A 14,723-nucleotide genomic window follows, 5' to 3' on the forward strand; every position below is an offset into this window, starting at 1 on the left:
TGACGGCCAAGCCTAGCCGCGGAGGGGCCCCGCCATCCATGCACTTTCCGGGAGGACGACCCGCTCAGCGTGGGCCGCCCGGCCCGACCAGGCCGGTTTTGGTCACGGCCGAGTCCGCCCTGGTGGTGCTGATCGGCGCGCTGCTCGGCGGGGCCGTCGCGTTCGTCGGTCTGCTGAGTATCCGTGCCGGCCTGGCCGAGCAGACCGGCGTACCGGTCGACCTGGTGGTGCCGTGGTCCGTCGTCGGCGGGGTGGTGGGGCTCTGCCTGCTCCTGGCGGTGCTGGCGAGCGCACTGCCGACCTGGCGATCACTGCGCGACCGTCCCGCGCGGTCTCCCGTCGGCGTCGCCGGGTGAACCGGTGCCGACGGATGTCCGTCGGGGCAGGTCGAGCCGGTCGACCGCCGCGACGACCAGTTCCTCCGGTGCCGCGGCCACGTCCAGCACCACCCCGGCTTCGTCGGGCGCCAGGTCCTCAAGGGTGGCCCGCTGGGAGTCGAGCAGACTGGCCGGCATGTAGTGCCCGACCCGCCGGGTCATCCGGTCCCGGATCAGCTCGGCCGTGCCGGCCAGGTGCACGAACTCCACGCTGGGTGGTCCCTGGCGCAGCACGTCCCGGTAGGAGCGCTTCAACGCCGAGCAGGCAAGCACCGTGGACACGCCCTCGGCGTGCCGGCCGGCCATCCAGGCCGCGAGGTCGCGCAGCCAGGGTCGGCGTGCCGCGTCGTCCAGCGGGATGCCGGCGCGCATCCGGGCCACGTTGGCCGGCTGGTGGAACTCGTCCGCCTCGGCGAACACCAGCTCGGTCAGCTCGCTGATCCCCCGCGCCACCGTCGTCTTGCCCGCCCCGGACACGCCCATCACCACCACGTGCCGGGTGGGCGGGCGGCGGTCACCAGTCATGGACCGTGCCGTCCTTGAGCCGGTTGAACGGCAGGTACGCCGGCTGGTACGGGAACCGGGCCGCGGCCTCCTCGTCGAGTTCCACGCCGAGGCCGGGCTGCTGTCCCGGGTGCAGGTGTCCGTCGGCGAAGGTGAACGACTGCCGGAACACCTCGTCGGTGAGCGCCCCGTGGCGCATGTACTCCTGGATGCCGAAGTTGTGGATGGCCAGGTCGAGGTGGAGCGCGGCGGCCATACCGACCGGGGAGATGTCGGTCGGGCCGTGGATGCCGGACTTGATCTGGTACTGGGCGGCGTAGTCGAGCAGCTTCCGCATGGCGGTGATGCCGCCGGTGTGCGTGACGGCGGAGCGCACGTAGTCGATGAGCTGTTCGCGGATCAGCGTCTGGTAGTCCCAGACCGTGTTGAAGACCTCGCCGATGGCCAACGGGGTGGTGGTGTGGTGCCGGACCAGCCGCAACGCCTCCTGGTTCTCCGCCGGGGTGCAGTCCTCCAGCCAGAACAGGTCGTACGGCTCGAGCGCCTTGCCCAGCTTGGCGGCCTGGATGGGGGTCATCCGGTGGTGCCCGTCGTGCAGCAGGGGCAGCTCGGGGCCGAACTCGTTTCGAACGGCCTCGAAGACCCCCGGCAGGTGCCGCAGGTACGAACGGGTGTCCCAGTCCTCCTCGGCGGGCAGCGGCGTGCGCTGGGCCGGCTCGTAGTCGTAGCGCTTGCCGTCGGCGCTGGGCTGGGCGGCCACGCCGTAGACGGCGTTGATGCCGGGCACCGAGGTCTGCACCCGGATGGCGCGGAAGCCCTGCTCCAGGTGGCTGCGGATGGAGTCGAACAGCTCGGGCAGGTCCCGCCCGGAGGCGTGCCCGTAGGCCAGGATCCCGGTCCGGGAGGCGCCGCCCAGGAGCTGGTAGAGCGGCATCCCGGCGGCCTTGGCCTTGATGTCCCAGAGAGCGACGTCCACGGCCGCGATGGCGGCCATGGTGACCGGCCCCCGCCGCCAGTACGCCGAGCGGTAGAGGAACTGCCAGGTGTCCTCGATCTGATGCGGGTCGCGCCCGATCAGCAGCGGGACGACGTGGTCGGCCAGGTACGACGCGACGGCCAGTTCGCGTCCGTTGAGGGTGCCGTCGCCCAGCCCGGTGAGCCCCTCGTCAGTTGTGATCTTGAGGGTGACGAAGTTCCGGTCGGGGCTGGAGACGATGACGTCCGCGGCGACGATCTTCATGCCGATGCCTTTCTCAGGGATGATGTCAGCGCAGCGTGCTGCCGGGCTGCACGTCGTTCAGGAGGGACAGTTCGTCGCGGCGAGGCAGCGACTCCCAGTCGCCGTTGCCGCCGACGGCGAAGGCGCCCAGGGTGACCGCGCGGCGCAGCCGCCCGGCCAGGTCGAGACCGTCGAGGTGGCCGGAGAGGTAGCCGGCGGTGAAGGCGTCCCCCGCGCCGACGGTGTCCACCGCCGTCACGGGCACCGCTGCCGCGTGCCGCACGCCCTCCCGGGTGTACGCGCGGGCGCCGTCGCCGCCGAGCTTCACCAGCACCGTCGACACGCCCCGGTCCAGCAGTTCGGCGACCACAGCCGGCTCGTCCGCGCCCGGTGCGCCGACCAGGTCCAGTTCGTCGGCGGAGGCGACCACGACCGAGGCGTGGCCGACGATGCCGGCGAGTGCGGCCCGCGCCGCGTCCCGGCTCCACAGTTTCGTCCGGTGGTTGACGTCGAGGCAGACCAGCGTCCCGGCCCGGGCGGCGGTCTCGGCCGCCCACCGGGTGGCCTCCCGGGCGCCGTCGGACAGCGCCGCGGTGATCCCGGTCAGGTGCAGCACCCGGGCACCGGCGGCCAGGGCGGGCCGCAGGTCCTCGACGGACACCGCCGAGCCGGCCGAGCCGGCCCGCTGGTAGGTCACCCGGGTCAGGTCGGCGGTCCGCCGTTCCAGGAACATCAGCCCGGCCGGGCGGTCCGGGTCGCGGACCACGTGTTCGAGGCGTACCCCCTCGGCGCGCAGCTGCCGGAGCAGGAACTCGCCGAGTTCGTCGGCGCTGACCCGGCCGGCGAAGGCCGCGCGGTGGCCGAGCCGCGCCACCCCGACGGCCACGTTGGCCTCCGCCCCGGCCAGGTGCGGGGTGAGCGCGCCGCCGGTGACGATGGGCGCGGCCGTGCGCAGCGACAGCAGGGCCTCGCCGAAGGTGAGCAGGTCGACGGCGGTCATGACGCGGTGCCCGGGTGGCCGCCGGCGCGCGGGTGCGCGGCGGACGGGCGGGTGTCGCGCGGGTGGGCGACGGGAAGGCCGGCGGTGCTCATGCGACCGCGGCGAGGTAGGCGCGGGCGCGCTGGCGCAGGGCGTCGAGGTCGCCGCCGGAGGCGGCGTCACCGACCAGCGGGCCGCCGAGGCCGACGGCGATCGCGCCGGCGGCGAAGTAGCCGGGCAGGTCGGCCAGGCCGACACCGCCGACCGCCACGAAGGGGATGTCGGGGAACGGGTCGCGCACCGCCTTCAGGTACGCGGGGCCACCCACCGACGCCGGGAACAGCTTGATCGCCGACGCGCCCAGCCGCATCGCCGTGTACGCCTCGGTCGGGGTGAACGCCCCGGCGGCGACGGGCAGGCCGCGCCGCGCCGCCTCGGCGATCGACTCGACCACCGCGGGCGTCACCACGAACTGCGCGCCGGCCGCCGCCACCTCGGCGACGTCCGCGACGGTGAGCACCGTGCCGGCGCCGACCAGGGAGCCGGCCGGTGCGACCGCGCGCAGGGCCTCGACGGCCCGCGCCGCGTCCGGCGTGGTCAGGGCCACCTCCACGATCCGTACGCCCTCCTCCAGCAGGGCGGTGCCGGCGGCGATCGCGCCGGCCGTGTCGGTGCCCCGGATGACCGCGAGCATCCGGGCGGCGGCGAGTTCGGCGACGAGATTGACAGTCATGTTTTCACCATTCCGCATAGGAGCCGTCGGCGTGCCGCCAGGTGGGGCTGCGCCAGGCGTGTCCGCGCTTGTCCGCCGTCCGCACCGCGTGTTCGTCGATCTCGATGCCGAGGCCCGGCGCGGTGAGCCGCTCGACGTACCCGTCGACGAAGGTCAGCGGGGTCTTGTCGAGGCAGTAGTCGAGCACCTCGGCGCCGAGGTTGTAGTGGATGCCGATGCTCTGTTCCTGGATCAGGTAGTTGGGCGTGGCGAAGCCGACCTGCAGGCAGGACGCCAGGGCGATCGGGCCGAGCGGGCAGTGCGGGGCGAGCTGGACGTCGTACACGTCGGCCAGCGCGGCGATCTTGCGGACCTCGGTGATGCCGCCGGCGTGCGACAGGTCCGGCTGGGCGACCGCGATGCCGGCCTGCAGAACCGGCAGGAACTCCTGCCGGTTGTAGAGCCGTTCCCCGGTGGACACCGGGGTGGTCGTGGTGCGTACGAACTCGCCGATCAGGTGCGAGTTCTCCGGCACCACCGGCTCCTCCAGGAAGAACGGCCGGTACGGCTCGAGTAGCGGGGCGACCCGCCGGGCGGTGGCCAGGCTGAACCGGCCGTGGAAGTCGACGGCGACGTCCCGCTCGTCGCCGAGCACCTCCCGGGCGGCGGCCACCCGCTGGACCACGCCGTCGAGCTCGGCGACCGAGGCGACCGGGCTCATCCGCCCGGACGCGTTCATCTTCACGGCGGTCAACCCAGTCTCGACGGCGGCGCTGATCTGGTCGCGTACCTCGGCGGGCTCGTCGCCGCCGACCCAGCCGTAGACCCGGATCCGGTCGCGGACCGGGCCGCCGAGCAGCTGGTGCACCGGGGCGCCGAAGTGCTTGCCGGCGATGTCCCACAGTGCCTGGTCGAGCCCGGCGACGGCGCTGGCCAGGATCGGCCCGCCCCGGTAGAACGAGGCCTTCGTCAGCACCTGCCAGTGGTCCTCGATCCGCAGCGCGTCCCGGCCGACCAGCAGCTCGCTGAGCTGCTCGACGGCGGTGCGGACGGTCTCGGAGCGGCCCTCGCAGGTCGCCTCGCCCCAGCCGACGATCCCGTCGACGGTCTCGACCCGGACGAACAGCCACCGTGGCGCGACGAGGAACGTCTCCACCCGTGCGATCGTTGTCATGGCGTCCTCAGCCCTTCGTGGCGCCGGCGGTGAGCCCGGAGACGATGTACTTCTGCACGAACAGGGCGATCACCATGATCGGCAGAGTGACCACGGTGGCCGCGGCCATCAGGCCGCCCCAGTCGATGCTGGCGTAGCCGACGAAGTCGAAGATCGCCACGGGCAGGGTCTTCGTGTCCGCGCCGGAGAGCACCAGGGCGAACATGAAGTTGTTCCAGGAGAAGATGAAGGACAGGATGCCGGCGGTCGCCACGCCGGGCACGGACAGCGGCAGGGTGATCCGCCGGAACGCGCCGATGTGGGTCAGTCCGTCGACCAGCGCCGCCTCTTCCAGGTCCTCCGGCAGGCTGTCGAAGAAGCCCATCATGATGTAGACGATCAGCGGCAGCGACACGAACATGTGGCTGAGGATCAGCACGGTGTACCCGCCGACCATCTGCAGGTTCGAGAAGACGTAGTACCAGGGCACCAGGAGCGACACGCCCGGGATGATCCGGGCCATGAGCACCACGAGCGCTGACTTCTTCATGCTGAACCGGCTCATCGAGTAGGCGGCCGGTACCCCGAGGATGAGCGAGAAGAGCGTGGCGGCGAACGCCACCCACAGGCTGTTGCCGATGAACTGGACGTAGTTGGCCTGCTGGAGCACGTTGCCGTAGTTGTCCAGGGTGGGCGAGAAGACGAAGGCCTTGCCGGTGTCGTAGATGTCGACGTTGGTCTTGAACGACGCGGCGATCATCCACAGCAGCGGCGCGATCAGCGCCAGCACCACGACGGCCAGGGCCACCGCCCGGAAGACCTTGAACGGCTTGCCCGGCTTCATCGGTCCAGCCCCTTCTTGCGGTAGGTCAGGGCCCACATCACCCCGATGATGATCAGGAAGAAGATGATCAAAACCGTCGATGAGACGCCGTAGTCGTTGTAGTCGAAGCTCAGCCCGTACGCGTAGACGTTGAGCGTCTCGACCTCGTGGAACGACCCTCCGCCGCGACCCTTCGTGGCGTAGAGGATGTCGAAGGTCTTCAGCGCATCGATGCCGCGCAGCAGGATCGCGACGATCACCGTGGGCATCAGCAGCGGCAGCGTGACGTGCCGGAACCGCTGCCAGGTGCTGGCGCCGTCGATGAGGGCGGCCTCCTGCGGCTCGTCCGACAGCGACGTGAGGCCGGCGAGCAGGATCAGCACGACCATCGGGGTCCACTGCCAGATGTCGATGAACATCGTCGTCGGCAGGGCGCTGTTCTGGCCGGACAGCCAGGGCTGCGGACCGATGCCGACCCAGCTGAGCACCTGGTTGGCCATGCCGATGGTGGGGTCGAAGATCAGCCGCCACATCATGCCGACCGCCACCGGGGTGGCGACCAGCGGAAGCAGGATGGCGACCCGGACCCAGCGCTCACCGCGGAACGGCCGCCACAGCAGCAGGGCGATCGCCATGCCGAGCGCCACCTCGACGGCGAGCACGACGCCGGTGAACAGAACGGTTCGCCACACCGCCGGCCAGAACCGGTCGGTGTCGGCGAGCACGTCGAGGTAGTTCTGGAACCCGATGAACTCGTTCTCGGCGCGGACCGAACCCTCGGCGTCGGTGAGGCTGAGGTATCCGGTCCACGCCACCGGAAAGATGATCAGCACGGCGACGAACGCCATGGCGGGGGCCGCGAAGAGCCATTTGCGGTGCGCGTTGGCCCAGCGCGACCAGCCCGACTCCGCCGGGGCCGGGCCGGCCTGCGACGGTCTGGTGACTGGTGTGGTGACGGCTGACATGAGGTCTCCGAGTGGTCAGGGCCGGGACCCGGTGCGGGGACGGCGGGGCCGGTCGGCCCCGCCGTCCCGCGGTCGGGTTACTTCGCCTCGTCGTCGAGGAACTTCTGGAACGCCTCGTTCGCCGCGTCCGCCGAGGCGGCCGGGTCCTTGCCGGTGATCGCGTCGACGATCGGCTGGCCGACGATCTCGCGCGCCTGGGCGACCTTCACGACCAGCGGGCGGTCGTGACCGACGCCGTTGGCGGTGCTGGCCGTGGTGGCCTCGGCGAGGTCCTTCGGGTAGGTGGCGATTGCCTGCGGGTTGGCCCAGACCGAGGCGCGTGCGCCGGGGACGCCGGCCTCCTGCTGCGCCAGCGACTGCTCCTTGCCGGCCGCCCACTGGATGAACTTCCAGGCGTTGTCCTTGTTCTTCGACTGGTCGTTGATGCCCAGCGCCCAGGACGGGATGTTGTAGGGCTTCGAGCCGGCCGGGCCGGCCGGGAAGGGCGCGAAGCCGACGGTGTCGGAGACCTTCGACTTGGCCGGGTCGGTGGCGTTCTTGTAGAGCGAGTTGGCCTCGGTGTAGAAGGCCGCCTTGCCCTGGGTGAAGATCGCCATGGCCTCGGACCAGCTCATGTCGGTGCTGACGTTGTTCGGGCCGTGCTCGCGCAGCAGCCCGCCGTAGTAGGCGTACGCCTGCTTGGCCTGTTCGGTGTTGACCGCGGCCTTGCCGTTGGCGTCGACGAAGTCACCGCCGAAGCTGAACAGGAAGCTGGAGAACTGGGTGACGGCGGCGGCCTTGCCGGTGCGGGAGACGAAGCCCGCGACGCCCGGGTTGTCGGCCTCGACCTTCGCGGCCTGCGCCTTGAGCTCGTCCAGGCTCTTCGGCGGGGCGTCGAAGCCGGACTTCTTCAGCAGGTCCTTGCGGTAGTACAGCACCTCCGACTCGGTGATGATCGGCACGCCGACCACCTTGTCGTCGTACGTGGTGGCCTGCACCGGGGCGGCCTGGAAGTCGCTGAAGTCGAAGGCGCTGTCCGACTTGGACCGCTCGGTCAGGTCGGCCAGGTACTTGTTCTTGCCGAACTGCTTGCCCTCCTGCAGGGGCCGGTACATCATCACGTCGAGGTCGCTGGATCCCGCGTTCAGCTTGACGTTGTACTGGTCGGACAGCTGGTCCTCACCGAGCTGGGTGACCTCGACCTTCAGGCCCGTCTGCTTCTCGAACTCCGGCAGCGCCTTCTTGACGTTCTCCGTCCAGACGTGGTTCACCAGCGTCACGCGCACGGTCTTCGACCCGCCGCTGTCCTCTCCACCGCCGCACGCGGCCAAGCCCATGGCGACCACCACGGCCAGAGACGTACCGATTATCGATCGACGTTGCACGTCATCTCTCCATTTCTCGTGGTCGCCGCCCCGGGGGAAGAGCGCCACAACGCTGTAACGTCCGCTTAACCACGGGATGCTAGGTCGAAAAAGCTGATTTATTCAAGGGGTTGACCGAACTGATATGATCCTTAGCGTGGAATCGCATTCCTCCGGGGGCGTCGGCACCCAGCCCGCTCCGCCCGAGGTCGGGCTGCACGCCCGCGTCCTCGAGCACCTCGGCACCGCCATCTGCGGCGGAGAGTTCGCCCCCGGGGCGGTCCTCAACATCGACGACCTGGTCGACCGGTACGAGGTCTCCCGCTCGGTGGTGCGCGAGGTGCTGCGTGTCCTGGCGTCGATCGGGTTCATCGAGACCCGCCGACGGGTCGGGGTGACGATCCGGTCCGCGCACGACTGGAACGTCTTCGATCCGCAGGTGATCCGGTGGCGGCTGGCCTCGGCCAGCCGGCTCGCCCAGCTCCGGTCCATCACCGAGCTGCGCACCGCCATCGAGCCGCACGCCGCCCTGCTGGCCGCCGACCGGGCCGGTCACGACGAGGCCAGCGACCTCGTCGGCCTGGCGGCGAAGATGTGGGCCGCCGGCAAGGCCGGCGACGAGGAGCGCTTCCTGCGCCTGGACATCGAGTTCCACCGCCGGGTGCTGCTCGCCTCCGGCAACGAGATGTTCGTCCGGCTGCAGGACCTGGTCGCCGAGGTGCTGACCGGGCGGCACAAGCACCACCTCATGCCGCACCATCCGCACGAGGAGGCGCTGCGCCTGCACGCCGAGGTGGCCCAGGCGATCCAGCGGCACGAGGGCGAGCGCGCCCGGCTGGCGATGGTGCAGCTCATGGAGCAGGCGTTCGAGGAGATGCGTTCCCTCTGGGAGCAGACCGCCGAGCCCGTGCGATCGAGCTGATCCGTCGCTCGCCCACCCCGCTGGCCTGGTGGAGCGCGGACGTGCGGTGGCGGGGCGTCAGCGGCGTTCTACCCCGGGGTAACGGCGTGGAGCGGGTCCGCCGTCAATAGACGGCCGTGCATTGTATTCGGGGCGAACGCATTCCTGATCGTCCCTGTCGGTGGAGGTATGACATCGACAGCGATGCAACCATGAGGCGCGTAACACCTGTTGCCCCCTCGCGCGGCATCGTCGCCGCGTACCTCTGGAGCTTCCGTCGTGACCCCGCCCGTCCTGCCCGGCGGCCACCCTGCCGAGGCGGACCACCCCGCCACCGTTCCCGCCGCCGTACTGCGCCGCGCCGAGGAGGACCCCGACCGGCCGGCGCTGACCGACCGGCACGGGACCATGACGTACGGCCGGCTGGTCACCGCCGCCCGGGAGCTGGCGGCGGTCCTGCGACCGCGGTTGACCGGGGCGGAACCGGTGGTCGCCGTGCTGCAGCCGCGCACCTCGGCGGCACCGGTGGCCCAGTTCGCAGCCTGGCTGGCCGGGGCCGCCTTCCTGCCGCTCGACCCGGCCCTGCCGGCCGCCCGGATCGCCCAGGTGCTCGCCGAGGCGGACTGCCGGCTGGCCGTCGCGGCCGACGACCTGGCCGACCGGCTGCCGCCGGAACTCACCGTCGTCCGGTCCCGAGCGACCGAACCAGGCGGGGAACTGCTGACGCCGCCGGACGACCCGACGCGGCTCGCGTACCTGGTCTCCACCTCCGGCTCCACCGGCCGGCCGCGCCAGGTCGAGGTCGAACACGGGTCGCTGCGCGCCGTCCTCGACTGGTACGGCGAGTTCTTCCGCCTCGGTCCCGGCGTGCGCACCGCAGCCTTCGCCGGCCTGGCCTTCGACGCCAGCCTGCTCGACCTCTGGGCGCCGCTGTCGCACGGTGCGACGGTGCTGCTCGCCGACGAGACGGTGCTGCGCGAACCGGAGCGGATCGTCGACGTCCTGCGCCGGGCCGACCACGCCTTCCTCGCCACCCCGCTGGCCGAACAGCTGCTCCGCGCGGACCCGCCCACCGGCCGGCTGCGCAGTCTCGCCACCGGCGGTGACCGGCTGCGGGTGTGGCCGCCGGCGGACTTCGGCGCGGCGGTGCACAACCTGTACGGCCCGACCGAGGCGACCATCCTGGTCACCGCCACCGACGACCTGCGCCGGCACGTCGAGCGCACCGGGCCGCCCCCGATCGGCCGGCCCGTCGCCGGCGCCCGGCTCAGCCTCGCCCCCGTCGACGGCGGAGATGAGTTGCTCGTCGCCGGGCCGCTGCTGGCCCGCGGCTACCGCAACGCGCCGGAGAGCACTGCAGCCGTCTTCCGCTCCACTCCGGGCGGACGCCACTACCGCACCGGAGACCTGTGCCGCTCCGACGGCACCGGGCAGCTGCACTTCGTCGGGCGTAGCGACGGGCAGGTCAAGATCAGAGGCAACCGGATCGAGTTGCGCGAGGTGGAGTTCGCGCTGCTCGCGGTGCCCGGGGTGACCCAGGCCGTAGCCGACGTGCTGGACCGGGCCGGTGAAGCGGTCCTCGCCGCCTGGGTGGTCGGCCCGGTCGACGCGGACGCCGTACGGGCCGGGCTGCGCGAGCGGCTGCCGGCGTCGATGGTGCCGCACCTGGTCGAGGTCCGGCCCGAGCTGCCACTGACCGTCAACGGCAAACTCGACCGCCGGGCCCTGCGGGACAGCGCCACGGACGACGTGCCGACGGCGCCGCAGGCCGAGGACGGTACGGTCGCGTCCACGGTGGCCGCTGCCTGGCAGGCGGTGCTGGGCCGCGCGGCCGAACCGGACGACGACTTCTTCGGCGCGGGCGGGGACTCCCTGCTGGCGGTCCGGTTCAGCGCCGAGGTGCGACGCGGCTCGGGACTCGACGTCCGGGCGGCCCTGCTCTACGAGCACCGCCGGTTCGCCGACTACCTGCGCGCCGTCGAGGCCCTGGACCCGGACCGACTGGGAGCCACGCGGTGAGCGGCACCCTCCTCGCCGCCGTCCTCGCCGCCGCCGCGCACCATCCGGAGCGCACCGCAGTACGGGCCGACGACGCCACCCTCAGCTGGGCCGGCCTGCTCGCCCTCGCCGGTCGCTACCTCACCGGCTACCGCGAACACGGGGTGACCGCCGGGGACCGGGTCGCGGTGCTCCGGGAGCCGGGCGCGCACGCCGTCGCCGCGGCGCTCGCCGCCTTCGCGCTGCGTGCCGCGTACGTGCCGCTGGACCCACGCCAGCCGGCGGCCCGGATCGCCACCCTGCTCGCCGCGGCCGACCCGCGCCTGGTCACCGGTGACGACCCCGCCGGCCCGCACCGTCGCCATCTGGCAGCCGACGCCGTCGCGCTGCGGCCGGTCGCGTCGCTGGACGACACCGGCGAGCCGACCGACGTGGCGTACGTGGTGCACACCTCCGGCTCGACCGGCACGCCCAAGGCGGTGCAGGTGGAGCACCGGAATCTGGGCAACCTCCTGGCCGACCTGGACGAGTTGGCGCCGGTGCCGCGGTCGCCGGTCGGCACCTGGTGGACCCGCCCCTCCTTCGACGTGGCGGTCTGGGAGTGCTTCGCTCCGCTGCACCGCGGCGGGACGCTGGTGGTGGTGCCCGAGGCGGCCCGGTACGACGGCGCCGCGCTGGCCGCCTTTCTCGACCGCTCGGGGGCGCACAGCGGGTACGTGCCACCGGCCTTCCTGCCCGACCTGCTGGCGCTGCTGCGCGCCGACCCCGCGGCCCTGGCCGGGCTGCGCCGGCTTCTGGTCGGCGTCGAGCCGATCCCGCGCACCCTGCTCGAGGACATCGCCCGCAGCCGCCCCGAGCTGAACGTGGTCAACGGGTACGGGCCGGCCGAGGCGACCGTCTGCTGCACCCGATACGTGGTGCCGCGCGACGGCGCCGTGCCGGGGGAGCGGACCCCGATCGGCACCCCGGTCCGGGGCACCCGGATCCACCTGCGCCGCACCGACGGCACGTACGCCACCACCGGTGCCGGGGAGCTGGTCGTCTCGGGCGCTGCGGTTGCCCGGGGCTACCTTCGCCCGCCCGCCGGGCCGTCCCCGTTCATGCCGATGGCCGACGGCGAGCCCGGCTACGCCACCGGGGACCTGGTCCGCGCCCTGCCCGACGGCAACCTGCTCTTCCTCGGCCGGGTGGACCGGCAACTCAAGGTACGCGGCTTCCGGATCGAACCGGCCGAGGTGGAGGCGGTGCTGGGCGAGCTGCCCGGCGTACACGACGTGGTGGTGGGCGGGCGGACCGTCGACGGGCTGGGACAGGTGGTCGCCGCGTACGTCGTCCCCACGCCCGGCGCGGAGCTGACCGAGCGGACGGTCCGCGAGCACGCCGCGCGGCGGCTGCCCGGCCACGCGGTGCCCGCTGTCGTGACGCTCCTGCCCGAGCTGCCGCTGACCCCGCACGGCAAGTACGACCACGACCACCTGGCCGCCCTGCCGCTGCCCGTGGCCACGACCGCCGAGGACGACTCCGACCTGGTGCGGACGGCCTGGCGGCGGGTGCTGCCGGTCGCCGACATCCGCGACGGTGACGACTTCGTCTCCCTGGGCGGCACCTCGCTCGCCGCCGCCCGCGCCGCCGCCTGGCTGCGCGAACGCACCGGGGTGCCGCTGACCGGCGCCGACATTCTCCAGGCGCCCTCCGTGGCGGCACTCGCCGGCCGGATCGCCGCCGCCGGTCCCGGCACCACGCCGGCCGGGGACGAGCGGCCCACCGGTGCCCGCCGCGCACCCCTCACCGACGAGCAGCTGGGCCTCTGGCTGCACGACGAGATGCAGCCGGGCTCGCCCCTGTACGTCGAGCCGGTCTGCTTCGGCACCGACGACCCGGTCGACCACCGTCGGCTGGTCGACGCGCTGCGCCGGGCGATCGCCGGCCACCCGGCCTTCGGCGCGGGACTGGACTCGGCCGACGGGCTGCCGGAACTGGTCCTCTACCGGCACGACCCACCGGTGGAGCTGGTCGAGCTGCCCGACGGCGCGGCCCTCGACGCGGCGGTGGCGGCGCGGGCGTACCGGCCCTTCGACACCGCCGCCGAGCCGCTGCTACGGGCCACGGTGCTGCACGCCGGCCCGCGTACCGAGCTGCTGCTGGTCTGGCACCACCTGGTGGTGGACGCCTGGTCGGTGCGGCTGCTGCTCGACGACCTCGACCGGACCTGGACCGACCCGGCCTGGTCGCCGTCGCCCGCACCGGCCACGGTCTGCGACCTGGCGCGGCGCCGGGCCGCCCGGATCGCCATGCCGTCCGGCCGGGCCGCCGTCGACGCCGCCGTCGCCCGGATCCGCGACGTCCCGGTGCCCGCACCCCGCCGCACAGGCGACCGTACGGTGCGGGAACGGGCCGTCGGGGTGACCGCCGGGGCGCTGCTGGCCGCCGGCGGCGGGACCGTCACCGAGCTGACCGCGGCGGCGTACGCCCGGGCGCTGGGCGCGCTGTGCGGACCCGACAGCGTGGTTCTCGGCTGCGCCAGCGCCACCCGGGAGGACGCCGACGAGTTCGCCGTCGCCGGGTACGCGGTGAACAGCGTGCTGCTGCGCGCCGACGACCTGCACGACGGCTGGCCGGAGACCCTCACCCGGGTGCGCCGGGAGCTGCGCCGAGCCGTCGCCGAGCAGGCCCCGTTCACCGCCGTCGCACGCGAAGTGCTCCGCGGCACCGGCACCCGGCCGGGCGACTTCCCGGCGTTCTACCTCGATTCGGTGGCGGAACCGGATCTCGTCACCGGGGCGCTGCGCTGGCGGCGCCGGGAGCTGCACCGGCCGGTGAACCGCTTCCCGGTCTGCCTGACCCTGCGCCAGCACGCCGACGGCACCCTCACCGTGCTCGTCGAGAGCGACGGCCGGCTGCTGGACGCCGCCGCCACCGCCGCGCTCGCCACCGACGTCACGGACCAGCTCGAAGCTCACGTCCAGGGGGAACCAGATGTCAGCCACGCTCGCGCTGCGGCAGGTCAGCCAGGGACCGACCGATTCGCTGCTGACGGTCGAGTTCTCCGGTGACTCCGCCGGCCCCGGGCTGGCCGCCGCCCTCGCGGCCGCCGACCCGGACCGGTCGGTCTGGCGGTTCGACCCGGTGACCACGCTGGAACGCGCCGGTACGCCGCTGGACCACCCGGCGCTCGCCCGGGCCTGCGCCGAGGAACTGCTGCGGCGCCGGCCCGGCGGGGCACCGGTGACCGTCCTCGGGTACTGCAGCGCCGCGCCGCTGGCTCGGCACGTCGCCCGCGCCCTGGCCGACGCCGGCGCCACCCCGCGGCGGGTGCTGCTGGTCGCCGCCGCGCGGCCCACAGTGGCCACCGCGCGTGCCGAGTACGCCGCCCTGCTCGGCAAGCTGGGCCGGGCCACCCCGGTCGCCGACGACCCGCCCGGCGACGGCGACCCGACGGCCCTCGCCGCCAGGTGGGGCGCCGAGCTGACCGGCCGGGCCCGCACCTTCGTCGCCGAGCAGGGCTTCCCGCCCGAGGAGTCGGCCGCCGCTGCCGACGAGATCGCCGGACGGTACCGGGCCTGGCTGTGGTTCCTGCTCGACGCCGCGTACCGCGCGGACGCGCGGCTGCCCTGCCCGCATGCCGAACTGGCCGACGAGCGGGCCGCCCTGGACGCGCTGGCCGCCGAGCCGGCCGCCGGTTCGGGCTGACGACCGCGGCCCGGCCGGCGACCACACCGCCGACGCGGGTCGACGACCACCCGGCCGGA

Annotated in this window: 13 protein-coding genes; 5 read left to right on the forward strand and 8 right to left on the reverse strand. The window is 73.2% G+C overall.

Going from position 1 to position 14,723, the window contains the following annotated elements; genetic code table 11:
- Positions 1-98 precede the first annotated feature (98 nt).
- Complete coding sequence (locus SM452_RS28085) at positions 99-356, forward strand: FtsX-like permease family protein (RefSeq protein ID WP_355512363.1); 258 nt, start codon at positions 99-101, stop codon at positions 354-356.
- Here SM452_RS28085 and SM452_RS28090 read toward each other — a convergent pair.
- From SM452_RS28090 to SM452_RS28125, 8 genes are all read right to left on the reverse strand, one after another.
- On the reverse strand, positions 309-902 hold the full coding sequence (locus SM452_RS28090) for a gluconokinase (RefSeq protein ID WP_262012707.1): 594 nt from the start codon (positions 900-902) through the stop codon (positions 309-311). The genes SM452_RS28085 and SM452_RS28090 overlap by 48 nt on opposite strands.
- Positions 892-2,121 (reverse strand): D-mannonate dehydratase ManD, encoded by a 1,230-nt coding sequence (gene manD / locus SM452_RS28095; protein ID WP_262012706.1) that lies wholly within the window; start codon positions 2,119-2,121, stop codon positions 892-894. The genes SM452_RS28090 and manD overlap by 11 nt, the downstream gene beginning before the upstream one ends.
- 25 nt (positions 2,122-2,146) lie before the next feature.
- Entirely contained in the window at positions 2,147-3,100 is a 954-nt protein-coding gene (locus SM452_RS28100) for a sugar kinase (protein ID WP_262012705.1), read from the reverse strand.
- A gap of 88 nt (positions 3,101-3,188) precedes the next feature.
- Positions 3,189-3,812, reverse strand: coding sequence for a bifunctional 4-hydroxy-2-oxoglutarate aldolase/2-dehydro-3-deoxy-phosphogluconate aldolase (locus tag SM452_RS28105; protein WP_262012704.1), 624 nt, complete (start codon positions 3,810-3,812; stop codon positions 3,189-3,191).
- A 4-nt stretch (positions 3,813-3,816) separates the two neighbouring features.
- Positions 3,817-4,965: a galactonate dehydratase gene (gene dgoD / locus SM452_RS28110; protein ID WP_262012703.1), complete on the reverse strand. Its 1,149-nt coding sequence runs from the start codon at positions 4,963-4,965 to the stop codon at positions 3,817-3,819.
- Between the two features lie 7 nt (positions 4,966-4,972).
- Positions 4,973-5,788 (reverse strand): carbohydrate ABC transporter permease, encoded by an 816-nt coding sequence (locus SM452_RS28115; protein WP_116506973.1) that lies wholly within the window; start codon positions 5,786-5,788, stop codon positions 4,973-4,975.
- Complete coding sequence (locus SM452_RS28120; RefSeq protein WP_463841038.1) at positions 5,785-6,732, reverse strand: carbohydrate ABC transporter permease; 948 nt, start codon at positions 6,730-6,732, stop codon at positions 5,785-5,787. The genes SM452_RS28115 and SM452_RS28120 overlap by 4 nt, the downstream gene beginning before the upstream one ends.
- A 77-nt stretch (positions 6,733-6,809) precedes the next feature.
- Positions 6,810-8,048 (reverse strand): ABC transporter substrate-binding protein, encoded by a 1,239-nt coding sequence (locus SM452_RS28125; protein ID WP_083664864.1) that lies wholly within the window; start codon positions 8,046-8,048, stop codon positions 6,810-6,812.
- A 184-nt stretch (positions 8,049-8,232) separates the two neighbouring features.
- On the opposite strand from SM452_RS28125, the gene SM452_RS28130 reads away from it, so the two are divergent.
- The 4 genes from SM452_RS28130 to SM452_RS28145 all read left to right on the forward strand — a co-directional run bounded on the left by SM452_RS28130 (position 8,233) and on the right by SM452_RS28145 (position 14,664).
- The gene (locus SM452_RS28130; protein ID WP_355512358.1) at positions 8,233-8,997 is read left to right on the forward strand and encodes a FadR/GntR family transcriptional regulator; all 765 of its coding nucleotides are present in this window, start codon (positions 8,233-8,235) and stop codon (positions 8,995-8,997) included.
- A 258-nt stretch (positions 8,998-9,255) separates the two neighbouring features.
- On the forward strand, positions 9,256-10,995 hold the full coding sequence (locus tag SM452_RS28135) for a non-ribosomal peptide synthetase (protein ID WP_463841039.1): 1,740 nt from the start codon (positions 9,256-9,258) through the stop codon (positions 10,993-10,995).
- Positions 10,992-14,027 (forward strand): AMP-binding protein, encoded by a 3,036-nt coding sequence (locus tag SM452_RS28140; RefSeq protein ID WP_463841040.1) that lies wholly within the window; start codon positions 10,992-10,994, stop codon positions 14,025-14,027. Before SM452_RS28135 ends, SM452_RS28140 begins: the two co-directional genes overlap by 4 nt.
- Positions 13,951-14,664, forward strand: a complete 714-nt coding sequence (locus tag SM452_RS28145; RefSeq protein ID WP_463841041.1) for a thioesterase domain-containing protein — start codon at positions 13,951-13,953, stop codon at positions 14,662-14,664. Before SM452_RS28140 ends, SM452_RS28145 begins: the two co-directional genes overlap by 77 nt.
- The last annotated feature ends 59 nt before the right edge of the window (positions 14,665-14,723 follow it).

This window comes from Micromonospora sp. SYSU B005 (assembly GCF_055362685.1).

Excerpts from the sequence above, each read along its gene's own strand:
- SM452_RS28090 (WP_262012707.1), bottom strand. The coding sequence starts at position 902 with ATGACTGGTGACCGCCGCCCGCCCACCCGGCACGTGGTGGTGATGGGC.
- manD (WP_262012706.1), bottom strand. The coding sequence starts at position 2,121 with ATGAAGATCGTCGCCGCGGACGTCATCGTCTCCAGCCCCGACCGGAAC.
- SM452_RS28100 (WP_262012705.1), bottom strand. The coding sequence starts at position 3,100 with ATGACCGCCGTCGACCTGCTCACCTTCGGCGAGGCCCTGCTGTCGCTG.
- SM452_RS28105 (WP_262012704.1), bottom strand. The coding sequence starts at position 3,812 with ATGACTGTCAATCTCGTCGCCGAACTCGCCGCCGCCCGGATGCTCGCG.
- dgoD (WP_262012703.1), bottom strand. The coding sequence starts at position 4,965 with ATGACAACGATCGCACGGGTGGAGACGTTCCTCGTCGCGCCACGGTGG.
- SM452_RS28115 (WP_116506973.1), bottom strand. The coding sequence starts at position 5,788 with ATGAAGCCGGGCAAGCCGTTCAAGGTCTTCCGGGCGGTGGCCCTGGCC.
- SM452_RS28120 (WP_463841038.1), bottom strand. The coding sequence starts at position 6,732 with ATGTCAGCCGTCACCACACCAGTCACCAGACCGTCGCAGGCCGGCCCG.
- SM452_RS28125 (WP_083664864.1), bottom strand. The coding sequence starts at position 8,048 with ATGGGCTTGGCCGCGTGCGGCGGTGGAGAGGACAGCGGCGGGTCGAAG.
- SM452_RS28145 (WP_463841041.1), top strand. The coding sequence starts at position 13,951 with ATGTCAGCCACGCTCGCGCTGCGGCAGGTCAGCCAGGGACCGACCGAT.